This is a genomic window from Acidovorax sp. 94, from assembly GCF_003634645.1.
In the GTDB taxonomy this organism is placed as follows: domain Bacteria; phylum Pseudomonadota; class Gammaproteobacteria; order Burkholderiales; family Burkholderiaceae_C; genus Acidovorax; species Acidovorax facilis.
In genome coordinates this window covers 949,235-971,469 of record NZ_RBJA01000001.1, presented here as the reverse complement: position 1 = coordinate 971,469, position 22,235 = coordinate 949,235, and the positions used below count along the sequence as shown (strand labels likewise).

The 22,235-nt window shown below is 63.6% G+C and carries 22 protein-coding genes; 11 read left to right on the top strand and 11 right to left on the bottom strand.

Features of this window, described 5'->3' with window-relative positions; genetic code table 11:
- Window positions 1-175: 175 nt before the first annotated feature.
- The 4 genes from C8C94_RS04605 to arsB all read left to right on the top strand — a co-directional run bounded on the left by C8C94_RS04605 (window position 176) and on the right by arsB (window position 2,868).
- Window positions 176-502, top strand: coding sequence for a helix-turn-helix transcriptional regulator (locus C8C94_RS04605; protein WP_055397556.1), 327 nt, complete (start codon window positions 176-178; stop codon window positions 500-502).
- 52 nt (window positions 503-554) lie between these two features.
- Window positions 555-1,070 carry an ArsI/CadI family heavy metal resistance metalloenzyme gene (locus C8C94_RS04600; protein ID WP_121419885.1) on the top strand — a complete coding sequence of 172 codons (516 nt, stop codon included), beginning with the start codon at window positions 555-557 and terminating at the stop codon, window positions 1,068-1,070.
- A gap of 13 nt (window positions 1,071-1,083) precedes the next feature.
- Window positions 1,084-1,596, top strand: coding sequence for an arsenate reductase ArsC (locus C8C94_RS04595; protein ID WP_121419884.1), 513 nt, complete (start codon window positions 1,084-1,086; stop codon window positions 1,594-1,596).
- A 249-nt stretch (window positions 1,597-1,845) separates the two neighbouring features.
- A complete protein-coding gene (arsB, locus tag C8C94_RS04590) occupies window positions 1,846-2,868 on the top strand; it encodes an ACR3 family arsenite efflux transporter (RefSeq protein WP_121419883.1) in 1,023 nt (340 codons plus the stop codon).
- A gap of 18 nt (window positions 2,869-2,886) precedes the next feature.
- On the opposite strand, the gene C8C94_RS04585 is transcribed toward arsB, so the two are convergent.
- The gene (locus C8C94_RS04585) at window positions 2,887-4,083 is read right to left on the bottom strand and encodes an MFS transporter (protein ID WP_233573394.1); all 1,197 of its coding nucleotides are present in this window, start codon (window positions 4,081-4,083) and stop codon (window positions 2,887-2,889) included.
- Between the two features lie 239 nt (window positions 4,084-4,322).
- Between C8C94_RS04585 and C8C94_RS04580 the strand changes: the two genes are divergently transcribed.
- Entirely contained in the window at window positions 4,323-4,919 is a 597-nt protein-coding gene (locus C8C94_RS04580; protein WP_121419881.1) for a molybdopterin-dependent oxidoreductase, read from the top strand.
- Between the two features lie 109 nt (window positions 4,920-5,028).
- Here C8C94_RS04580 and C8C94_RS04575 read toward each other — a convergent pair whose 3' ends face one another.
- On the bottom strand, window positions 5,029-6,264 hold the full coding sequence (locus C8C94_RS04575; protein WP_121419880.1) for an MFS transporter: 1,236 nt from the start codon (window positions 6,262-6,264) through the stop codon (window positions 5,029-5,031).
- A 97-nt stretch (window positions 6,265-6,361) separates the two neighbouring features.
- Between C8C94_RS04575 and C8C94_RS04570 the strand changes: the two genes are divergently transcribed.
- Complete coding sequence (locus tag C8C94_RS04570) at window positions 6,362-7,306, top strand: LysR family transcriptional regulator (RefSeq protein WP_121419879.1); 945 nt, start codon at window positions 6,362-6,364, stop codon at window positions 7,304-7,306.
- Window positions 7,307-7,457: 151 nt separating this feature from the next.
- Here C8C94_RS04570 and C8C94_RS25405 read toward each other — a convergent pair whose 3' ends face one another.
- From C8C94_RS25405 to C8C94_RS25810, 4 genes are all read right to left on the bottom strand, one after another.
- The gene (locus tag C8C94_RS25405) at window positions 7,458-8,015 is read right to left on the bottom strand and encodes a hypothetical protein (protein ID WP_147433228.1); all 558 of its coding nucleotides are present in this window, start codon (window positions 8,013-8,015) and stop codon (window positions 7,458-7,460) included.
- A gap of 278 nt (window positions 8,016-8,293) precedes the next feature.
- Window positions 8,294-9,316 carry a hypothetical protein gene (locus C8C94_RS25715; protein ID WP_199731191.1) on the bottom strand — a complete coding sequence of 341 codons (1,023 nt, stop codon included), beginning with the start codon at window positions 9,314-9,316 and terminating at the stop codon, window positions 8,294-8,296.
- Between the two features lie 175 nt (window positions 9,317-9,491).
- Window positions 9,492-9,902 carry a HipA domain-containing protein gene (locus C8C94_RS04560; RefSeq protein WP_233573393.1) on the bottom strand — a complete coding sequence of 137 codons (411 nt, stop codon included), beginning with the start codon at window positions 9,900-9,902 and terminating at the stop codon, window positions 9,492-9,494.
- Window positions 9,899-10,036 carry a hypothetical protein gene (locus C8C94_RS25810; protein ID WP_233573392.1) on the bottom strand — a complete coding sequence of 46 codons (138 nt, stop codon included), beginning with the start codon at window positions 10,034-10,036 and terminating at the stop codon, window positions 9,899-9,901. Before C8C94_RS25810 ends, C8C94_RS04560 begins: the two co-directional genes overlap by 4 nt.
- 380 nt (window positions 10,037-10,416) lie before the next feature.
- On the opposite strand from C8C94_RS25810, the gene C8C94_RS04550 reads away from it, so the two are divergent.
- Window positions 10,417-10,740, top strand: a complete 324-nt coding sequence (locus C8C94_RS04550) for a hypothetical protein (RefSeq protein WP_121419878.1) — start codon at window positions 10,417-10,419, stop codon at window positions 10,738-10,740.
- 34 nt (window positions 10,741-10,774) lie between these two features.
- Here the strand turns inward: C8C94_RS04550 and C8C94_RS04545 are convergent, their stop codons facing one another.
- Both C8C94_RS04545 and C8C94_RS04540 read right to left on the bottom strand, forming a co-directional pair.
- Window positions 10,775-11,911 carry a diguanylate cyclase gene (locus C8C94_RS04545; RefSeq protein ID WP_055401779.1) on the bottom strand — a complete coding sequence of 379 codons (1,137 nt, stop codon included), beginning with the start codon at window positions 11,909-11,911 and terminating at the stop codon, window positions 10,775-10,777.
- Between the two features lie 350 nt (window positions 11,912-12,261).
- On the bottom strand, window positions 12,262-14,127 hold the full coding sequence (locus tag C8C94_RS04540) for a midcut-by-XrtH protein (protein WP_121419877.1): 1,866 nt from the start codon (window positions 14,125-14,127) through the stop codon (window positions 12,262-12,264).
- A 177-nt stretch (window positions 14,128-14,304) separates the two neighbouring features.
- Between C8C94_RS04540 and C8C94_RS04535 the strand changes: the two genes are divergently transcribed.
- Together C8C94_RS04535 and C8C94_RS04530 are read left to right on the top strand one after the other, a co-directional pair.
- Entirely contained in the window at window positions 14,305-14,841 is a 537-nt protein-coding gene (locus C8C94_RS04535; protein ID WP_121419876.1) for a GrpB family protein, read from the top strand.
- Between the two features lie 53 nt (window positions 14,842-14,894).
- Complete coding sequence (locus tag C8C94_RS04530) at window positions 14,895-15,560, top strand: DUF1801 domain-containing protein (protein WP_255424225.1); 666 nt, start codon at window positions 14,895-14,897, stop codon at window positions 15,558-15,560.
- 98 nt (window positions 15,561-15,658) lie between these two features.
- Here the strand turns inward: C8C94_RS04530 and C8C94_RS04525 are convergent, their stop codons facing one another.
- Both C8C94_RS04525 and C8C94_RS04520 read right to left on the bottom strand, forming a co-directional pair.
- Window positions 15,659-16,612: an aldose 1-epimerase gene (locus tag C8C94_RS04525; protein WP_121419874.1), complete on the bottom strand. Its 954-nt coding sequence runs from the start codon at window positions 16,610-16,612 to the stop codon at window positions 15,659-15,661.
- Between the two features lie 187 nt (window positions 16,613-16,799).
- Window positions 16,800-17,750, bottom strand: a complete 951-nt coding sequence (locus C8C94_RS04520) for an SMP-30/gluconolactonase/LRE family protein (protein ID WP_121422698.1) — start codon at window positions 17,748-17,750, stop codon at window positions 16,800-16,802.
- Between the two features lie 120 nt (window positions 17,751-17,870).
- On the opposite strand from C8C94_RS04520, the gene C8C94_RS04515 reads away from it, so the two are divergent.
- On the top strand, window positions 17,871-18,692 hold the full coding sequence (locus C8C94_RS04515) for an SDR family NAD(P)-dependent oxidoreductase (protein ID WP_121419873.1): 822 nt from the start codon (window positions 17,871-17,873) through the stop codon (window positions 18,690-18,692).
- A gap of 969 nt (window positions 18,693-19,661) precedes the next feature.
- Here the strand turns inward: C8C94_RS04515 and C8C94_RS04510 are convergent.
- Window positions 19,662-20,624 carry a LysR substrate-binding domain-containing protein gene (locus C8C94_RS04510; protein ID WP_108497702.1) on the bottom strand — a complete coding sequence of 321 codons (963 nt, stop codon included), beginning with the start codon at window positions 20,622-20,624 and terminating at the stop codon, window positions 19,662-19,664.
- Between the two features lie 132 nt (window positions 20,625-20,756).
- On the opposite strand from C8C94_RS04510, the gene C8C94_RS04505 reads away from it, so the two are divergent.
- Window positions 20,757-22,208: an aldehyde dehydrogenase family protein gene (locus C8C94_RS04505; RefSeq protein WP_121419872.1), complete on the top strand. Its 1,452-nt coding sequence runs from the start codon at window positions 20,757-20,759 to the stop codon at window positions 22,206-22,208.
- Window positions 22,209-22,235 lie beyond the last annotated feature (27 nt).

Below are 22,235 nucleotides of genomic sequence, written 5' to 3'. Positions count from 1 at the left end.
AGATCGTCGAGTTATGAAGACCGTGGTACACAGACTTAAGTAACTATGAAATTCATAGCTATCAGGGCAATACCATAGAGCGCAGACTGCCATTTTTTCTTGAATTTTCCTGACGACTCCAGAAACTTCTCCAGGCGATACTTCTATATTTCAACTTTTGTTGTATTATCGAACCATGCAAGAAACCGATGTCATCCGATCCCTCGCCGCCCTGGCCCAGGAAGTGCGCCTGCGGGTGTTCCGCGCCCTGGTGGTGGCGGGCCAGGAAGGGCTCACGCCCGGCGGGCTGTCTGAGCAGTTGGGCATTGCGCCCAACACGCTGTCGTTCCACCTCAAGGAGCTGACCCACGCGGGCCTGGTGAGCCAGGAGCGCCAGGGCCGCAACCTGATCTACCGCGCCTCGTTTGCCACCATGAACGACCTGCTGGCCTACCTGACCGAGAACTGCTGCCAGGGCGCTGCTTGCCTGACCGACGAGGCCACCGCCGCCTGCCAGTGCTGATCGCCTCCCTCACATCCCCCACCCCACGACCCACAGCCGAAAGGAAACCACCATGAAGCGATTCCACGTCCACATGCATGTCGATGACCTCGCCAAGAGCATCGCGTTCTACTCCCGGCTGTTCGCGGCCGAACCTGCACGTGTCGAGACCGACTACGCCAAATGGATGCTCGAAGACCCGCGCGTGAACTTCGCCATCTCTACCCGGGGCGACAAGCCCGGCGTGGACCACCTGGGCTTCCAGGTGGACGAGGCCGACGAACTGGTCGAGCTCAAGGCCCGCGCCCAGGGCGCCGACATGGCCCTTCTGGACGAAGGCGCCACCACCTGCTGCTACGCCCGCAGCGACAAGCACTGGATCACCGACCCGCAGGGCGTGGCCTGGGAACACTTCCACACGCTGGGCAACATCCCCGTGTTCAACGAAGCCGCTGCACAGCAGCCAGCCAAGACCACGCAGCAGCCAGCCCAGGCCGCGTGCTGCCCCACGGGCGCGCCGTCGGCCCCCGCGCCAGGCCAGGCCGCGTGCTGCGGCCCCACCGCCAACAACCCCAACAAGTGCTGCTGAGCCTGGAGCCACGATGAACGCCACCCCACAACGTCCTCCTTTGAACGTGCTCTTTTTGTGCACGCACAACTCCGCCCGCAGCATCCTGGCTGAGGCCTTGCTCAACGCCATGGGCCAGGGCCGCTTCAAGGCCTATTCAGCCGGCAGCAGCCCACGCGACAACCAGCAGCCCCACCCGCTGGGCCTGCAGGCGCTGGCCCACGCGGGCATCCCCACCGAAGGGCTGCGCAGCAAAAGCTGGGATGAGTTTGCCGCCCCCGGCGCGCCGCAAATGGACCTGATCATCACCGTGTGCGACAACGCAGCGGGCGAGGTCTGCCCCTTCTGGCCCGGCCACCCGGCCACGGCGCACTGGGGCTATGCCGACCCGTCAGCGGGCGATGGCTCGGACGCCGACAAGGCCGAGGCCTTCCGCAAGACCCTGCACGCCATCAAGCAGCGCCTGGAACTGCTGGTGAACCTGCCCGACGACAAGCTCGCCGCCACCGCGCTGCAAGCCACGGCCCGCAACCTGCCCAAGCAATGATGAAACACCCCCTGAGTCGCTTCGCGCCTTCCCCCTCTCTCGCCTCGCTGCGCGAGCCGGGAGGGGGACGCCCCCAGCGCGGCGGGGCGGCCCTTGCGCGGGGGCGCTGGTTTAGAGCGCGCCAGTTGCATGCATCGCGAGTGGCGCGCAGCGCAATGGATAACTGAATGGACCACTGAAATGACCCTGCCACCAAGCCCTTTACAACGTGCTGCTGTCAGTGCGCTGCCCCCTTCCCCGGCCGTCGGCATGGCGGTGTTCGAGCGCTACCTCACCGTCTGGGTGCTGCTGTGCATCGTGGTGGGCATTGCGCTGGGCCAGTGGCTGCCCGGCGCGGCCCGCGCCGTGGGCGCGCTGGAGGTGGCGCGCGTCAACCTGCCGGTGGGCCTGCTCATCTGGGTGATGATCATCCCCATGCTGCTGAAGGTGGACTTTGGTGCGCTGGCCGAGGTGCGCCAGCATGTGCGCGGCATTGGCGTGACGCTGTTCGTCAACTGGCTGGTCAAGCCGTTTTCGATGGCGCTGCTGGGCTGGCTGTTCATCCGCCACTGGTTTGCGCCGTACCTGCCTGCCGACCAGATCGACAGCTACATCGCCGGGCTCATTTTGCTGGCCGCAGCACCCTGCACGGCCATGGTGTTTGTGTGGAGCCGCCTCACCGGGGGCGACCCGCTGTTCACGCTGTCGCAGGTGGCGCTGAACGACAGCATCATGATCGTGGCGTTTGCGCCGCTGGTGGCCTTTTTGCTCGGCCTGTCGGCCATCATCGTGCCGTGGGACACGCTGCTCACCTCGGTGGTGCTGTACATCCTGATCCCCGTGGTGATTGCTCAGTGGCTGCGCAAGCGTCTGCTGCGCAAGGGCCAGGCCGCCTTCGACGCCGCCGTGGCGCGCACCGGGCCCTGGTCCATCGCCGCCCTGCTGGCCACGCTGGTACTGCTGTTCGCCTTCCAGGGCGAGGCCATCCTGCAGCAGCCACTGGTCATCGCCCTGCTGGCCGTGCCCATCCTCATCCAGGTGCTGTTCAACTCCGCCCTGGCCTATGGCCTGAACCGCGCCGTGGGCGAAAAGCACAACATTGCCTGCCCCTCGGCGCTGATCGGAGCATCCAACTTCTTCGAGCTGGCCGTGGCCACGGCGATCAGCCTGTTTGGTTTTCACTCCGGCGCAGCGCTGGCCACGGTGGTGGGCGTGCTGATCGAGGTGCCCGTGATGCTGGCGGTGGTGGCCGTGGTCAACCGCAGCAAAGGCTGGTACGAGGCGCGGGGCTGACAACCACTGGCGGGGTGGTCACGCGCCTGCCACCGCCCCCCGCGCCTGCACCCGGCGCGAGATCAGCAGGCCCAGCACAAACACCCCCACCGCCGCCACCGTGAACACTGGCGGCAGCCATCCCCGGTCCACACTGAACGCCACCAGCAGCACACCCGTGGACTGGCCCAAAAACAGCAGGCACGCAAACAGCGTGACCGCCGTGCCCCGCGCCTGCGGCGCCATCTGCGTGGCCTGCACCTGCAGCGTGTTGTGCAGCATGTAAAAGCCGATGCCCGCCAAGAAGCAGCCCAGCATGGCCCAGCCCACCGCAGGCGCCCAGGCCAGCGACAGCAGGCCGATGGCAATGAAGCTGGCCCCCAGCACGGCCAGCCCCCGCTCGCCCAGCGCCGCCAGCCAACGCCGCGCAAACACGCTGTAGATCAGCCCGCCCACGCCATACAGCACCATCACCCCGCCAGCGGCAGAGGCTGACAGGCCAAAGCCATCGACCATGCGCGCGGGCACAAAAGCCAGCGTGCCAAACGCGAGTGCGCCCTCAATCGTGACCACCGTGAGCACCCAGCGCACACGCGGGATGCGCAGCAGCGCCAGGGTGCCCGCCAGGTAGTTGGCCAGCGAGAACGCCGGCGCGCCCGGCACCACCACAGGGCGCAGCGCCCCGCTGGCGCGCGCATGGCGCAACAGCAGCGTGGCTGCCGTGAAGAACAGCACGGCCAGCACACCCAGCGCCGCACGCCAGCCCAGCGTTTCGGTGGCAAAGCCGCCAAACCACTGGCCCGCCATCATCCCGGTCACCGTGGCCACCATCAGGCGCGCCAATGTTTCCTGCCGCTGCTCGTAGGCCACCTCATCGCCAATCCACGCCATCGACAGCGGAATGATCCCGGCCGCCGCCGCCCCCATGGCCGCACGCGCCACCACCAGCAGGCTGAAGCTGGGCGCCAGCGCCGTCATGGCGCTGAACACCGCACAGGCCGCCGTGGCGCCGATGATCACGCGCACCTTGCCCACCCGGTCGCCCAGCGGGCCATACACCAGCTGCAGCACGCCGTAGGCCACGGCAAACGCCGCAATCACGGCCGATGCATCGCCCGTGGTGATCTTGTACTCAAGGGACAGTGCCACCAGCATCGGGTCGCACACGCGCATGGACGCCATGCTGCAAAAGGCCGCCAGGCTGATCAGCCGTAGCATCGTCGAAGAAGAAGTCATGGGCACCGATTGTGGTGCGGCTCGCGTCTGCGCGCTGGCAGGGTGCGCCATGCACCCTGGGGGTTGAAGGCCACAGGACACGCATGCCACACGGCACACACGGCACACGCGGCACGTCCACACAGGTACTGACACTTTTTTGGGTGGCAAGCGCCAGTCCTGCGCTTACCATGCGCCCCGGATTGATGTGCCCCATCCATCGATCAATCAACCAAGCATCACACGAGGAGAAACCGAGCATGAACAAAAGAAACTTTGTGGCTGCCAGCGTCGGCCTGGCAGGCCTGTGGACCGCCACCACCAGCAGCCACGCCGCCCCACCCGCCAAAGCATCCACCAGCCCCGCCCTGCTCACCATCAGCGGCGCCATCACCCAGCCCAACCGGGGCGCGCTCGATGCCACCATCGACCAGATGATGGGCAAACACGGCATCCAGTTCGACAAAGCCCACGCGCTGGACGCCGCCGCCCTGCAGCGCATGCCCGCCGTCACCATCAAGCCCACGCTGGAATACGACAGCAAGCCCCACACGCTCAAAGGCCCTCTGCTCACCACCGTGCTGGCCGCAGCTGGTGTGGCCGCTGGCAGCCCCGTGCAGCTGGTGCTGCGCGCGGTGGACGGCTACAACGTCACCATCAGCATGGCCGACGTGCAGGCCTACCGCATGATCGTCGCCACCCACATCGACGGCCAGCCCATGGCCCTGGGCGGCCTGGGCCCGCAGTGGGCCGTGTACGACGCGGACGTGCTGCCCGCCTTCAAGGACAAGCCAGTGAAGGAACGCTTTGGCCTGTGCCCCTGGGGGCTGTATCACATTGAAGTGAAGAAGGCCTGAGGCCACCGGCAAGGTAGCCCTGCAAAAAAAAGAGCGGCCCCTTGGCCGCTCTTTTTTTGATAGCTACCAACGCTTACCCATAAGGCGGCAGAGCCATTTTTTATTCAAATCATCCTGCCCGCCGAGCCACCCGCACCCCCAGGGCCGCCAGTGACGACACGGTGGCCAGCCCCACGACCCCCAGCCAGCCCCACTGCGCCAGTACCAAAGCGCCCAGCGCCGCCCCTGCCGACATGCCGATGAACATGCCCGTGAACAACAGCGCATTGAGCCGGCTGCGCGCTGCGGGGTCAATGCCGTAGACGATGGTCTGGTGCGCCACCAGCGTGGCCTGCACGCCAAAGTCAAAGCCGATGGCACTGACCACAATCAAGCCCAGCTGGGCCTGCGCAGGCAGCAGCGGTGCCAGCGCCATCACCGCAAACGACACGGCGGCCAGCCCGGCGCCATAGCGCGTCACCACCTCGGGCCCGCGCTTGTCGGCCAGGCGCCCGGCCAGCGGCGCAGCCAGTGCACCCGCCGCCCCAGCCAGGCCAAACGCGCCCGCCGCCGCCGTACCCAGGTTGAACTGGTTGTGCAGCATCACCGCCAGCGTGGACCAGAACGCGCTGAAGCCCACGGCCAGCAGCCCCTGCGCCCAGGCCGCGCGGCGCAGCGCCGCGTGCTGGCGCCACAGCGCCACCATCGAGCCGATCAGCGCGCCATAGCCCATCTGCGTGGTGGGCGCAAAGCGCGGCAGCCCGCGCCACACGGCCACCGTCAGCAGCGCAATGGCCACCGCCGCCGCCACATACACCGTGCGCCAGCCCCACTGCTGCGCCACAAAGCCGCTGACCACGCGCGACAACAAGATGCCCAGCAGCAGCCCCGTCATCACCGTGCCCACCATGCGCCCGCGCTGTGCGGCCGGGGCCAGCGTGGCGGCGGCAGGCACCACGTCTTGCGCCACTGTGGCCGCCAGGCCCACGGCCAGGCTGGCCGCCAGCAGCGCGCCCATGCCGGGCGCCAGGCCGCTCAGCAGCAGCGCCAGCATCAGCGCGATGGACTTGATGACGATGATGCGGCGCCGGTCAAACCGGTCGCCCAGCGGCGCCAGCAGCAAAATGCCCAGCGCATACCCCAGCTGCGTGAGCGTGGGCACCAGCCCCACCACACGGCTGTCGGCCTGCATATCGGGCCCCAGCACGCCCAGCATGGGCTGGCTGTAGTACAGCGACGCCACGCTCAGCCCCGCCGTGGTCGCTAGCAGCAACAGCAGCGGCGCACTCACGGCGCTTTCTACAGGCGGCGCCACCGGGGCTCGCCCCGCTGCACCGCTTGCATGCACATTTTGAATGGAAGACATCGCAACACCATCGGTTAAAAAGGAATGGTGCGATTGTTCTAGCCCGCCGCCGCGCTGGGTAGTAGGCTGAATTGCAAATTCGTTATACGCTTTGCGTATGACCAACACCCTGCCAGCCTTGCAACCCGGCGCCGACCGCATCGACCTGATGCAGACCTTTGTCCGCATCGTCGAGGCCGGCAGCCTGTCTGCCGCCGCCCAGCAACTGGGCACCAGCCAGCCCACCGTGAGCCGCCGCCTGCAGGCGCTGGAGCGCAGCCTGGGCATCAAGCTGCTGCAGCGATCCACCCATGTGATGAAGTTGACCGAAGACGGCGACCGCTGCTTTGCCCACGCCAAGGCCCTGCTGGAAGACTGGCGCGCCATGGAGGACGACCTGCGCGGCACGGCCGACACCCCGCGCGGCACCCTGCGCGTGTTGGCACCACACGCCTTTGGGCAAGACCAGTTCATCGCCCCGCTGATGGCCTACCTACGCCGCTACCCCGAGGTGGACGTGGAATGGATGCTGCACGACCGCCGCCCCAACTTCATCGCCGAAGGCATCGACTGCGCCATCCAGGTCGGCGCCGTGGACGACCCCAGCGTGGTCGCAGTGCGCCTGGCCGAAGTGCCCCGCATCGTGCTGGCCGCCCCCGCCCTCATGGCCGGGCGCCCCACGCCCCGGCACGCACAAGACCTGCACCCCCTGCCCTGGCTGGCCCTGAGCACCTTCTACCGCCGCGAAGTCACCCTGACCCAAGAGCCCGACGGCGAGGCTCACACGTTTGGCATCACCCCCCGCTTGGCCACCGACAGCCTGTACGCCCTGCGCAGCGCCGCCCTGGCCGGACTGGGGGCGTGTGTTGCATCGGCGTGGATCGTCGACAACGACGTGCGGCAGGGGAACTTGCTGCACTTGGTGCCCAATTGGCACGCAGCGCCGCTGCCGGTGTACTTGGTGTACCCATATGCGCGGTTTTATCCGGCGCGGCTAAGGTTGTTTTTGGAAGCGATGCGGGGGGCGATGCCGGGGTTGGTGGGGATGCGAGCGGTCGGCTGAGCTTGGTGCAAATGGTGGGTATCGGCCAGCATCGGGCATAAACCGAGATAAAAAGCCAGCGCTCAACATACAAGTATTTGACTTGCTCGACTCTTTGCACAGACCCAGGGGTCATGTGAAATGCTTGGCAATCGCAGCATATATAAATATCTTATGCATTTTTCGGGATTTCATCTCTATATGCACTTTCTATTTGGAGAAGCCAAACAAATGGCGAAGGTCCGCCGCCACGATTAGGGATATCACAGTAAATAATAGCTTCAAGGATCTCGCTTGGAAAGTCCTCAATAGAAATTGAATCATCGAACACCCAATCGAAATATTTCAATATTATATTGTGCAATACCCGCATACTAAAATACCAGCACCCATCAACAGTGACTGCAGGCAAATTTTCGTGAAATAAATATTCATAGACCCCGACTTCCTCTCCAGTATGCACTTCGCCGACACGACGTTTTTGCGCCGAGTCTGGCGTCAACTGGAAATGCTTACCTCCATTAACAAGATCACGAACGATATCTAATACGAATTCCATTTCTGAAGGTAGCCGTCGCCTCTGTCGTTTCATGCGACAAAGAGACCTAGAATCATCGCTCTTCGTCCAATCCTCAAAAAGGTGCCAAGCAGTGACCAAGAAGTTAAAGGCATCATACGGATGCCACCCTTGCTTCAGTCGCGATGATTCATATTTCAGCTTATCAAACATATCTGCACTAGACTCGATTCCGAGTACTGGACCGGTTCTACTAGCGATTATTTTCCCCATAAACACTTCCTTTATTAAGGAGATTTTTTAGGCGTTGAAATGCTACATAAAAAACTATTGAATTCAAACAAAATCATCACCGCGCTTGCCCTCAATTGAATAGGTGCACCACTTTTTTAGAAACAGCTCCCGCCCAAAGGTAGCAATAGTAATTTCTTTCATCGATTGAAATATTCGATTACGCGTTCTTCCTCGTCAATCCGAATTGTCAAGGACCTTCATTCTGCCTGTAGTTTCGCTGTAGCATTGCCTCTTCTCATTTTCCGGCGCTCCGTGCTCTCTTTGCGAATTTGGCTCTCGCCAAAGCGCCCGAGATGCAGATACTCCACTTCTGCCAAGACTCGGTAGTTTGAAAAGAGCGACGCAAACGCTGCGTGCAACTCTGTAGCCCACTTCATTCTTTCACCATCATCAGCGAAGAACCGCGTGATGGATTCATCACTAGCACGAAGGTGGAAAGTGTCGTTGCGTAATTTTCGCAAATCATCGTCATATTTCTTCCTTAAACTTCCAACTTTATTAAGCTCCGGAATTAACTCAGCAAAGCTTGTCGGGCGTTTATGCTCCAGAAGGAGTCGCATATTCATTTTTCTAAAACCTTCAGCCGTCTCGTTTAGATATCCAAGCCAAGAGAGGAGATAAATTCTAAACTTCACACCATTAGTGCCGCCAAGCCTCCCCTTCTTCTCCCACATAAGGTTAATAACTTTGTAATGCTCGAACATTAGGTCTGCAGATTCGAAACATTGAGAGGAAAGAAGCTGAATACTATCTTGGTCTCGATGAGGGAGGGCGCAGCCGACTGCCAAAATTCGAGCCACTTCTTGACCTAATAAATTAACCGAATCCACAACATAGTAGAGAATATAAGAGGAGGCAACAATAGTTCCCTCCTCAACAGCGTGCCGAATGCAATCAGAAATCGCTTGCAGCGTTTCAAACTCATATTTTCTCGTGCTATCTTGGCAAAAATTCCAAAGTCGCCACTCGTCAAATCCATCAATTTGACCATTTCGACCAAAATCAAAATCCACCTTACCTTCGGGCAAGTGCACCCAACAGCCGAATCCGTGTTTATAGTACCTTACTCCATCTTTCAAATACCCATGTTCAGGTATTTTTAAATCAAGCCACTCGGCATTACTTGAGGGGGTTTTCAGCCCGGATTCGGCCATCAAAACAACAGCAGCACCGACCGCCTTCTGATAGTCGGAAATAAGCTGGGCAAGTCTTTTATCCATATTTCTCCGAAATAAATTTCGATCTCCAAAAACCTAGAAAATCTCATGCGCTCTGAGCACATTTCGCACTAAATCGGTTTCCAAATCACGTGCCAGTGCATTCCAGCTCCCCTCCACAGCACCCGCAAAACGCCATCGCTGCCTACTTAAGCTGCACGCCTGGCAAGTAGCCACTCTAAAGTGCAAGCCGCCCAATACGCTCTGCCGCCACCGCCACATAGCGCAGCAACTCCACCTTGCACGCATCGAAACCCGCGCTGAATCCCGCCTCGTCCTCCAACCGCCGAACAAACACCTGCGCCATTGCAAGCGCCTCTTTCCAAGCCGCCGCGCTGACCTGCTCCCCCACCGTCAGTTCCAGCGTCCGATCCGGCAAGCCCCCCCCCGCCGTGGGAGCAAACGCCATGGGCGTCATGTCATACGCAGGCGCCAGCTCGTAAGGCCTGCGCCCCTCTGACAAGCACGACAGATTGCCGCTGTGCATGTCGGTGTTGCCGATCAGCGTGCCAAACGCCCACAGCAGGCAGGCCGTGTCAAAGGCCTGGGGGGTGATGACGCCCTCTTTCCACAACGCCCTGGCGATCACGGCCAGTTGCCGCCACTGCCAACAAACTCGGCGTCCAGCGCCGCGAAGGAATGCAGCGCCCTGCGCCCACGCGCCCCCCGCCGGTCAAACCGCTGCACCTCCAGAAACCGTTGGGCGCCGTGCATCCAGGTCATCAACTGCGCGGCAGGCACGCCATGTGGCACTACGCCACAGTGAACCGTGCGGCTAATGTGATGCGCCCGTATTTGGCGAGCGTGACCGCATGAGCCCTTGCAACATTACCGCCTATACGCACACAACGATAGCAACCGTTGGAACTCTTGAATTGATAGCTGCCAGCACTTATAGATAAAGCGCCAGGGGCGAATTTCACTCAAATTCTTTACAGTGCTGTGCTGGGGACACGCAACACGCTTCGTGCCGTCTAGAGCCTTGCTGGTCGTTGCACTGCAAGTTGCACAATGAGCGGGTTGTCTGCCTGAAAATCGCCCCCCTGTGGTTTTAGGGCGGTTGGCAGCGGTACCAATACTTATTGAGTCAAGGAAGCTACGCAATGAAACTGATCGAAGACAGCCACGCCTTTGACGAGATGCAAAAAACACTGATGGGTGCACTCATCGAATCCGTCAGAGGGGAACTTGAATCCGAAAATCTCTCCCCCGATATCGCTCGCAGCTTGGTGGAAAAAATATCGTTTTCTCTGGCTGTGATCCTGGATGGCAGCAGAGACTCCACATTTAACGGCAGTGAGGTGGTTCCCTTTCTGACGTTTCAAAACGACGATGAGGACCTCATCTCAAGCGGTGGCGGCTCTTGGATGCATGAATATGCGTTTGGGCTCATTAAACAGATCTATGAGGGCAAGGTGCCCCAATAACTATTTTTCGGGTACTCGACAGCCCTACAGCCCCTCACCCCGCCACCACCCGATTCCGCCCCGTGTTCTTCGCTTCATACAGCGCCGCATCCGCTCTCGCCAGCAGCTTGTCCATCGAGTCGTTCTGCGGCAGGCTCAGGGTGACGCCGATGCTGACGGTGCAGCCCACCTCGTTGCCCTGGGGCACGCAGGCGGCGCGGATGCGTTCGGCCACCTGCAGGGCGGCGTCCAGGGGGGTGTTGGGCAGCAGCAGGGCAAATTCTTCGCCGCCAAAGCGGCCCAGCAGGTCCTTGCTGCGCAGGCAGCGCTGTACCTTGGCGGCAAACTCCACCAGCACGCGGTCGCCGGCCTGGTGGCCGTGGGTGTCGTTGATGGTTTTGAAATGGTCCAGGTCCAGCATCAGCATGGCCAGGGGCTGGCCGGTGCGGTGGCTGCGCTCCAGCTCGATGGCGCAGGCTTCGTCCATGTAGCGCCGGGTCAGGGTGTTGGTGAGCGAGTCGCGGGTGGCCAGCAGCTCCAGCTCGGCCCGCAGGCGGTCGCCAGCCATCAGCACGGCGCCCACCGAAAACAGCAGGACAGACACGGAAAAACTGGCGATGAACAGCACGTGCTGCGGCGTGCCGCTCAAGATGGTGTCGCCCATGGGCAGGAAGAACGTGGTGGCAAGCCGCACCAGCTGAATCACGGCGATGTACACGATCACCCCCACCGTGAGCCAGCGCGAAAAGCTGCCCATGCCCTGCCGCACGATGAACCAGGCGTGCACGGCAAACATCACGGCCAAGAGTGCCGTCACAAGCCGCAGGCGGGCTGTGTAACTGGGGTCGCCCAGGGCAAACCAAAGGGTGCCCAGCGTGACGGCGACAGTCACTGCCAGCCAGCGCCAGGTGGCTGGGCGCACGCCGTAAAAACGCTGGGTGCCCGCATACAGGCCATACACGCCCCAGCACAGCAAGAAATTGGGCACGGCCGTGGTGAGGATTTCAGGCAGTTGCCCACGCGAGGCCGCCAGGATGCCGCCCACCACAATGATCAACAGCGCCTGCGCCCATTGGCCCAGACCCTGAATGCTGGGCGGGTAGCTGCGCTTGAGGGCCCACAGCACCAGCGCCATCAGCGCACTCATGGCACTGATCAACACGATGGCGGTGCGCGGGTCTATCACGTTCATGGTCGTGCCAGTTTGCCTGAATCACTCACCGTTGGGTGGGCGCGAAGGCGCCCGTACACGCAGCCCACGCACTGCAGCGGGTGACGGACGGCGTGGGCAGACTGCAGGGGCGACATGCAGATGCACCAGGGGCCATGCCAAGTGGAAGTTCTGCCGGGGCGGGGCCAGCGACTTGGGCAGGCCGCGCGGCCACTCCGGTTTCTGCGGCGCCACGGCCACCCGCTCTTCATTTGATAGCTGTTAGCGCTTACCCATCAAGCTCCAGGGCCATATTTCACTTAGAAATTTCACTCTGCGGCTGCGCCCTGCCCTCCGGGCCAGCGCGCCAGCGGTGCATTCGACACTGGCCTTCATGGCGTAAAGGCACGCACGCAGCGTGCCCGCAGGGACATCGACCTGACTTCTGCGGAAATGCCGCCGCCGCCAGAGAATTCATAGCCCCACGCATTGAACCTGAGTACGTCTGGGGATTCCGTAGAGCTCCAATACGTACCGTTGGCAAATCCACCTACGGCCGCCCTGTTGATGAACAGCGAAGCCAACTGGTTGCGGGCGGGCAAGAACCAGTCGTTGTAGCAAGTGTTGCCCACCTGGCAGGGTGTATTGCCTTGTGAATCGACCTCGTAAGCGCTGCACATCTGCGCGGCATACACACCCGCGCCGAGAATCGCTTCGATAGTTGCGGTGTTGCCGGCACCGTCGGTATTGCTTTGGGCACTGGCTCCTACAGCGACGCCCATACCACCCCAGTCAATGCCGGTGCTGTTGTCTGCCGTGGCCGCAATCAGGTTGCTCAACCCGCCGTCCAGCACCGCGATCACCCCTCCCCCGCTGCTTTGCCCCACAGCGGTGGCCAGGTAGATATAGCCGTTGGTCAGCTGGGCCGCCCCGGAGGGTGTGGTGACCACCACGTCCACCACGCCCGCTGCATGCGCTGGCGTGACGGCCGTGATGGTGGTGGCGTTGACCACGTTGACAGAGGTGGCGGGCACACCATCAAACGTGACGCTGGTGGCGCCGGTGAGCCCGGTACCGGTCAGCGTGACGCCCACCCCGCCCGATGCGGTGCCAGAGGAGGGGCTGATGGCGGTCACGGTGCTTGGCACGACTGCGGTGAGGTAGGTATAGCCATTGACCAGCGAGGCAGCCCCGGCCGGAGTGGTAACCACCACGTCCACAGCACCCACTGCGTGCGCAGGCGTGACGGCCGTGATCGAGGTAGCACTGTTCACGGTGAAAGACGTTGCAGGCACACCGCCAAAGGTGACACTGGTGGCACCGGTCAGCTCGGCTCCGGTCAGCGTCACCGAGGTCCCGCCCAATTCGGTGCCAGAACTGGGGCTTATGCTGGTCAACGCAGCGGCAGTGAGGTAGGTATAGCCATTTGCCAGCTGAGCGGCCCCGGCCGGGGTGAAAACCGCCACATTGACGGCACCCGCTGCATGCGCTGGCGTGACCGCCGTGATGGTGGTGGCGTTGACCACGTTGACCGAGGTAGCGGGCACACCGTCAAACGTGACGCTGGTGGCGCCGGTAAGCCCGGTGCCGGTCAGCGTGACGCCGACCCCACCCAATGCAGTGCCAGAGGTGGGGCTGATGGCGGTCAGCGTGGCGCCCGAGACGTAGAGGCTGCGGCAGATGGCCTCGACATCCACCCGGCAGGTGGCACCATTGGCCAGCATGGCCCCTACGCCGCAGGCGGGATGGGGCGATGGCGTGGGAGGCCCGGGGGGCAGCAAGGTGTTGGCCGGGTTGGTGGCAAAACACTGGGCCAGGTCGGGCGGGTCGATGGCGGCAATTCGCAGCGCAGCGCCGGAGTTGTTGCTGAAGTCCGCAGGCTGAAAGCCCGTGAAGCCACCCGCCGTGATGGGGCTGACGGTAATGGGCAGTGTCTCGCCCGCAGGTTGGGTGAAGGCACTGACAACCTGCGCCATCAAACCCGACCCCTGCCCCGCCAGGCCCACCACTGCGGCCACCAGCAGCAGCGAAGCCACACGCCGCACGCCGTGACTGCGGCGCAGCGACCACCACCCGGCCAGCGCAACAGCCACCAGCAAGGCGCCCAGCGCCAAGGGGCTGTCCACCGGCACGTTGGCCACGGCAGGGGCGCCGCTGGAGATCGTTTGAGCCGACGCGGCAAAGGGCAGCGTTGACAGCAGCATCAGCATGGCCAGTGGTGCAAACGGACCAGCGCTTCCAGGTTGGGTGTTCTTCATTGGTCAATCGTCCCTGCGGAGTGGTTGGGGTGGCGGTTGGAGAGTTGCAAATTATCACAACCTCTGCGCGGGACGGTCGGCCGACGCGTGGACGTGGTCGAGAGCAACAGCCCGAGCGTCCTGAACCAGGCTCTTCCAGGGGCCGCTGCCCCCACCAGACTGGCATCATCTTGACCCATGAAGTTGTTGGAACCCTCTGAGTACCAGGGAGCCGCTGGTGCCGTATATCTGTCCGTAGTGCAAGAGATCGCCCGGCTCCTACCCCATGCGCAGGCGGAACACATTGGTGCGTCGGCCATACCTGGTGCAGTGTCCAAAGGCGATCTGGACATTTGCGTGCTGGTGACTGCGCAAGAGCACGCGCGGGCCGTTCAGGTGCTGCAGGGCGCAGGCTACGTGGCCAAAAAGGACACCTTGCGCACGCCAGAGCTGTGCATGCTGCTGTCGCCACGCACAGACACGCACGTGGCATTGCAGGTGGTGGCCAAAGGATCGGAGTTTGAGTTCTTTCTGCACTTTCGCGATGCCTTGCGTGCAGACCCGTGCCTGGTGGAGCAGTACAACCAGCTCAAGCAGCGTTTTGCGCCCTTTGGCATGGAGCGCTACCGTGAGGAAAAATCACGCTTCATCACCAACGTTCTGACCCCTCAGGTGCTACCCGGCCGCTGCGCGGAATCTGCACCGGTTGCAGGCGGGGCTTGCAACCTTGACTGACCAGGAGACCCCATGAGCACTGCAACCCCCCCCCCGAAGGCCCGCCCGCGTCGGTGCTGATCGACCAGCACATCACCGACCTGAACGACTGGCGCGGGCAAGCACTGGGCCGCATGCGGCAGCTGATCCATGAAGCGGCGCCCGAGGTGTTGGAGGAATGGAAGTGGAACGGCACGCCCGTGTGGTCGCTGGGCGGGATTCTGTGCACGGGCGAGTCTTGGAGCCTGTTGACGGCCTCACAGGGGATCGCGTTGGAGCGCAATCGGGATGAGTGGATGCTTCGGATGCGCCGCATGGGCTCATGCCCATGCAAGCAGCCGGGGCGTCCAATCGCCCGATTTCGCTCCAACCCTTCGGGCAGCGGTCTTTGCGGGCGGTCTGCGGCGTTGCGGCGCTTGCCAATAGCCAAGCTATTGGCTGCGCACCGCGCCTTGCACCCCATCCCGCAAAGACCGCTGCGCGACCCCTGTGAGGCCGTCAACAGGCTCCGAACTGCAGCGGTAAAACTGACCTTTCTGAAGGGAGCATCGCTACCAGACCCGGCGAAGCTCTTCAACGCCAGTCTGGACGGTAACGCGCGGCGTGCCATAGACATCCACGAAGGGGACACCGTGGACGCGGAGGCCTTCAAGGCGCTGATCCGCGCAGCGGTCGCCCTGAATGCCGGGGGTGCGAAGGCCAAGGCGAAATCGGCACGGGGTGCACGCACGGCCAGTTAGGTGCAGACAGCCCGCGGAGTCAGTCGTGTCTAAAAACTATTATTTCGATAGCAAACAACCGATAACCATTAAGCGCTAGGGCCAATTTCAATCAAAATCTACTGCCCCGCATCCATCTCACTCACGCCGCTGCTGTAGCGCCACTGCACACGCAGCGCCATCGACTCCCCCTGCGCCAGCGTGCGCAGGCCGGGCTGCCCGGGCTGATGGAAGGCGTCGATGGGTTGTGTGATGGGCTCAAAGCAGAATGCTGGGCCCTGTGGCGGTCGGTAGATCAGGCAGTAGTGCTGGTCGGTACCGCCGTCTTGCGCAAAGTCCGGCATCTGGGCGGTCAAGCGCAGGCCCCGCTCGGGCCAGTCGATCTGGGCCGTGCCGCCCCAGCCGGTGTAGGCGTTGTCGATCAGGCCGCCATTGGCGGGAGCGCCGCTGTTCAAGTCCCAGCCGGGCGGGAAGTGCTGCGTGTGCTGTGTGGGCAGAGGGTCATCGCCACACAGCCACACGCCCTGCACCGGCGCCGTGATGCGCGTGCCGGGCGTGCGCGGAAACCAGGGGTGCAGGCCCAGGCCGTAGGGCAGCGGCTGCGCGCCCAGGTGCCGCACTTGCACCGACTGGTCCAGGCCGCCGTCCACCAGGCGGAAGGTCTGTACACATTCGTACTCGTAGGGGTTGTCGTCAAAGCGCTCGGAGCGCAGCTGCATCTGCAGCGTGTCTGGCGCGGGCTGGGTAAGTTGCCAGGGCTGCAGCCAGCCATCGCCGTGAATAGGGTACGGCTCGCCCACGCGGTTGGGGCGCATGGGGTGGAACTGGCCCGCATGCTCAAACCCGCCGCCGCTGATGCGGTTGGACCAGGGCACCATGGCAAACGACGCGAGCTGGTACAGGTCGGGCGTGGCGCCGTCCCACGGGCGCCACAGGTCGATGCGTGCGCCAGCCTCTTGCGGGTCGTCGATCTGCCAGGCTGCCACGCTGCCGCCCAGTGTGGGCACCAGGCCCAGGTGCTGCCCCGCTTGGTGCAGCCAAACGATGGGGTGGGAGGATGTGGCCTCGGTCATGGGCGTTGTGCTTTCTTTAGGGTGCTGACAGTGATTGCGGGTTGGCGGAGCGTGCGGGGCTGCGTTCAGTGCTTGGAGCGGACAACAAAACCCCGCGCAGCGGTTCTGGCCAGGCGCCGAGTCGCAGGCAGTACGCGTAGTACGACAAGACGCGGCAACGACGCCAGAAGGGTTTTGTGAGCCGCTCTCAGCCGCCAAATGGATGGGCGGGCAGGCCCAGGCTGTCGGTGTCCACCGCAAACAGCGCCCCGGCCAGCGGCTCGGCAGCCAGCTGCTCGGGCGTGAGACCTACCCGCGCAGAGCTGATGAACAGCGTGCGCAGGTCTGCGCCGCCAAACGCGCAGGTGGTGACCTGGCTGACTGGCAAGCGCACGCGGCCCAGTTCGACGGCGGTTACCGGGTCGTGGCAGGTCACGCACCAGCCGCCCCAGTGTGCAATCCACAGGCGGCCCTGCGCGTCGGTGGTCATGCCATCGGGCAGGCCGTCATCGGGCAGCCAATGCTTCCACAACGTTCTGTTGGACACGGTGCCTGCGGCCAGATTGCTGTCGTAGCGGTAGGTGTTGCCTTCGATGGTGGCGTTGAAAAACATGGCCGCGCCCTGCCCCGTGCCAGACCAGGTGGGGCCGTTGGTCACGGCAAAGCCGTCGTCGTGGCGGGTGCAACTGCCGTCGGGGTCATAGCGGTAGAGCGCGCCCGTGGGCGCCTCGCACGCAAAGTCCATGGAGCCCGCCCAGAAGCGCCCTTGTGCATCGCACTTGCCGTCGTTGAAGCGGTTGCCCGCGCGGTCGGGTTCGGGCTGGTGCAGGTAGCGCGGGGCCATGTCGGTGGCCGGGTCGAACAGCGCAAAACCCCGGCGCAGCGTGACGATGAAGCCGGGGGCATGCGCGCGTTCGGCGATGGCGGAGATCTCTTCGTCAAACGTCCAGCGCTGGTGGCCGCCGGTGGCCGGGTCCCAGCGGTGCAGCTCGCGACCAAGGATGTCCACCCAGTACACGGCCTGCTCGCGCACCGACCAGAGCACGCCTTCGCCCAGCGCGTTGCCCAGTGCGATCACGCAGCGCACGGCGCCGGTGATGGGCGCGGAACGGGCAGCGCCCTCGGGCGAAGAGAAGGGGGTATCCAGCAAGGGGCGCATGCGTGTCTCCGGTCTTTTTTTGTATCGGCCTGCCGCCAGGCACTTGACGAACGGCATCTTATCAACGCCAATTGATGCTTGAAATGAAATTTTTTTCAATTGATTGATTGCAATATTTATATGTCAAAGGTTTTTACCCCCTCCTCTTCCTCGACCGATGCCACCGGCGCCCCCCAGGGCCTGGCGAAATTCCCCAGCCTGCAAGGCCGTGCCGTGTTTGTGACGGGCGGCGGCAGCGGCATTGGTGCTGCCATCGTTGCGGCGTTTGCCGAGCAAGGTGCCCGCGTGGCGTTTGTGGATGTGGCCCGCAACGCGAGCGAAGCCCTGGCCCAACACATTGCCGACGCAGGCCTGCCCCGCCCCTGGTGGCGTGTGTGCGATGTGCGCGATGTGAACGCCCTGCAGGCCTGTGTGGCCGAAGCGGCGGCCGAGCTGGGCAGCGACTTTGCGGTGCTGGTGAACAACGTGGCCAGCGATGACCGGCACACGCTCGAATCCGTAACGCCCGCGTACTACGACGAGCGCATGGCCATCAACGAGCGCCCCGCCTTCTTCGCCATCCAGGCCGTGGTGCCTGGCATGCGCAGGCTGGGCGCGGGCTCGGTGATCAACCTGGGCTCCACGGGCTGGCAGGGCAAGGGCACGGGCTACCCCTGCTATGCCATTGCCAAGTCGTCGGTGAACGGCCTCACGCGCGGGCTGGCCAAGACGCTGGGGCAGGACCGGATCCGCATCAACACGGTGTCGCCGGGGTGGGTGATGACGGAGCGGCAGATCAAGCTGTGGCTGGATGCCGAGGGCGAGAAGGAATTGGCGCGCAACCAGTGTTTGCCAGACAAGCTGCGGCCGCATGACATTGCGCGGATGGTGTTGTTTTTGGCGTCGGATGATGCGGCGATGTGTACGGCGCAGGAGTTCAAGGTGGATGCGGGGTGGGTTTGATTTTTTGAAGTTTTTTTGGGCTCTGGCGCTTATCCATTAAGCGCTGGTAGCTATTGTTTTTGCAGTTCTGATGAGAACCATCTGTTCGGGCTGAGTCTGTCGAAGCTGGGGCAAGCTCGTTCTCTGATTTGAGCGGCATGCTTGGATTGAGGGCGGAGGCCGGGAGTCGCCCGGCGTGCGAGTAACTTTCTTTCGCGTCGCCGAAAGAAAGTCACCAAAGAAAGGGCGACCCCCAGTCTGCGACCCCTTCGCTGTGCGAAGGGGCAAACCTGCGGCGGGGCGGTTGCGGGGTGCGCCGTGGAACTCGCTTTGCTGCTGCGCAGCGCCGCTCGGACAACCACGGCGATTCAGTTCACGAAGCACGCGCGCTCCGACGCGCGTGCCACCCCACAACCGCCCCGCCGCAGGCGCAGCCAGCAGGGGGTGGGCAGCCGAACATCCAAACAGCCACACGGGCCATTGCTGCGCTCGGCCCAGCCTGCGCTGCGCGAGGCGCTTGCGCCCGCGAGATAGGGCCGAGCGCAGCAATGGCCCGTGTGGATGTCCGACTCGCGGGTTCCCTTCTGGATGCGCCTGGGGCGCGCAGGGCGCGGGGTGGCATGCGCGTCGGAGCGCGCATGCTTCGTGAACTGACTCACCGCAGTTGTCCGAGCGGAGCGCCGCAGGCGCGCAGCGAGTTCTGCGGTGCACCCCGTGACCGAGCACCCCAGGTTGCCCCGTAGCGCAGCGAAGGGGTCGCAGACAGCAGGGTCGCCCTTTCTTTGGTGACTTTCTTTCGGCGACGCGAAAGAAAGTTACTCGCACGCCGGGCGACTCCCGGCCTCCGCCCTCAACCCAAGCATGCCTCCCAAAACAGCACGCCCCGGCTTCGACAGGCTCAGCCCGAACGGACAGGAGGCCTAAAACTACAAAAACAATAGCTGCCAGCGCTTACCTCACAAGCGCTAGCAGCCAATTTCATCCAAAAAATCAATCCCCCACCTCCAACCGCCTCCCATACTGCACCAGACTCGTCTGCTTCAACGCCTTCATCATCACCTTCGCCGCCGGCGACAACAGCCGGTCCGACCGCGTAATGATTCCGAACGCATCCATATGGCACGGCATCGCCAGCGGCAACACCGTCACGATCCCATGCGCCGCGTAATAGCGCGCCACATCCTCCGCCACCACCGCAATCATGTCGCTCTGCTGCAGCATGCGCGTGATGAACAACAGCGCCGATGTCTCCACCGTGTGCAGCGGCGGCGCCAGCCCGTCCTGCTGGAACATCAGGTCAAACCGGTGGCGCAACACACTGCCCGCCGGCGGCACGATCCAGCTGGCCGACACCACGTCGCGCAGCGTCAACCCGGTCATGCTCGACAGCGGGTGGCCCGGGCGCGTCATGGCGCAGACCAGCTCCTCCGTCAGCGACTCATAGCGCAGGTTCTCCTTGTCGTGCTCCTCGTAGAGGCGGCCCACCACGATGTCGAGCTTGCCCTGCTCCAGCCGCTCCAGCAGCACGGGGCTGGTTTCGATGTCCAGCGAAATGCGCAGGCTGGGGTGCTCCTGCTTGACCAGCGCCACGGCGGCGGGCAACAGGCTCAGGCCGGGTGAGGTGATGGCGCCGATGCCCACCTGGCCGTAGTGCCCGCGCTTGAGCGCACCGATCTCGTCGTGCGCCTGGTTCAGGTTGGCCAGGGCCATGCGGGCGTGGCGAATCATGGTTTCGCCATACCAGGTGGGGCGCATGCCGCGCGGCAGGCGGTCAAACAGCGACACCTCCAGCACATCCTCCAGGTCCTTGAGCAGCTTGGAGGCGGCCGGCTGCGTCATGCTGAGCACCTGGGCGGCGCGGTGAATGTTGCCTTCTTCGGCTAGGGCCACCAGCAGCAGCAGTTGACGTGTCTTGAGGCGGGCGCGGATGAACCAGTGGTTGTAGGTGCTCATGGAGGGGACGACGGGAAAAGGGAGGGGTTTTCCAGAATGCAAAGAACGATATGTATTTTGTCTAAAAAACGATTGGATTGATATCTAAACCTTCCATAGACTTCGCCGCAACTGCAACAAAGGCCTCTCTCCATGAAGCTCGGCGACCTCCAGCTCAGCCCCCGGCACCTGATCAACGGCCGGTGGGAAATCGGCACCACCACCGGCATCAGCACCAATCCGTCGGATACCCGCGAGGTGGTGGCCGAATACGCCCGCGCCGACCGCAACCAGACCGAGCTGGCCGTGCGCGCGGCGGCCGATGCCCTGCCCACCTGGAGCCAAAGCACCCCCCAACGCCGCGCCGACGTGCTGGACATGATCGGCAGCGAGCTGCTGGCACGCAAGGACGAGCTGGGTGCGCTGCTGGCGCGTGAAGAAGGCAAGACGCTGCCTGAAGGCGTGGCCGAGGTGGCGCGCAGCGGGCAGATCTTCAAGTTTTTTGCGGGCGAGGCGCTGCGCATTCAGGGCGAGCTGCTGGCCTCTGTGCGCCAGGGCGTGCAGGTGGATGTGACCCGCGAGCCCGTGGGCGTGGTGGGCATCATCGCGCCGTGGAACTTCCCGTTCGCCATCCCGGCCTGGAAGATCGCCCCGGCGCTGGCCTACGGCAACACCGTGGTGTTCAAGCCCGCCGAGCTGGTGCCCGCCTGTGGTTGGGCGCTGGCCGAGATCATCAGCCGCAGCGGCCTGCCCGCCGGCGCCTTCAACCTGGTCATGGGCAGCGGCCGCGAGGTGGGCCAGACGCTGGTGGACCACCCGCTGATCAACGCGCTGAGCTTTACCGGATCGGTCGCCACGGGCGACCGCATCCTGCGCGCCGCCAGCCAGCGCCGCGCCAAGGTGCAGCTGGAGATGGGCGGCAAGAACCCGCTCATCGTGCTGGCCGACGCCGACCTGGACCAGGCGGTGGACTGCGCGCTGCAGGGCTCGTATTTCTCCACCGGCCAGCGCTGCACGGCGTCGAGCCGCCTCATTGTGGAGGCCGAGGTGCACGACGCCTTTGTGGCGCGCCTGCGCAACCGGCTGGCCAGCCTGAAGGTGGGCCACGCGCTGGAGCGCGGCACCGAGATGGGCCCGGTGGTGGATGACAACCAGCTGGCACAGAACCTGGGCTACATCGACATCGCGCGCAATGAGGGAGCGGAGCATGTCTGGGGTGGCGAGCGCCTGGAGTGCCCCACCCCAGGCCATTACATGAGCCCCGCCCTCTTCCTGGCGCGCCCCGAGCACCGCGTGGCGCGCGAGGAAATCTTTGGCCCCGTTGCCTGCGTGCTGCGGGCTGACGACTACGAGCACGCACTGGCCTTGGCCAACGACACGCCCTTTGGCCTGTGTGCGGGCATCTGCACCACGTCGCTCAAGCGCGCCATGCACTTCAAGCGCCACGCCGCAGTGGGCATGACCATGGTGAACCTGCCCACGGCGGGTGTGGACTTCCATGTGCCCTTTGGCGGCCGCAAGGAATCGAGCTACGGCGCCCGTGAGCAGGGGCGCTACGCCGCTGAGTTCTACACCACGGTCAAGACGGGCTACATGCTGGCCTAAGAAGGTGGGAAGGAACCCAACATGCCC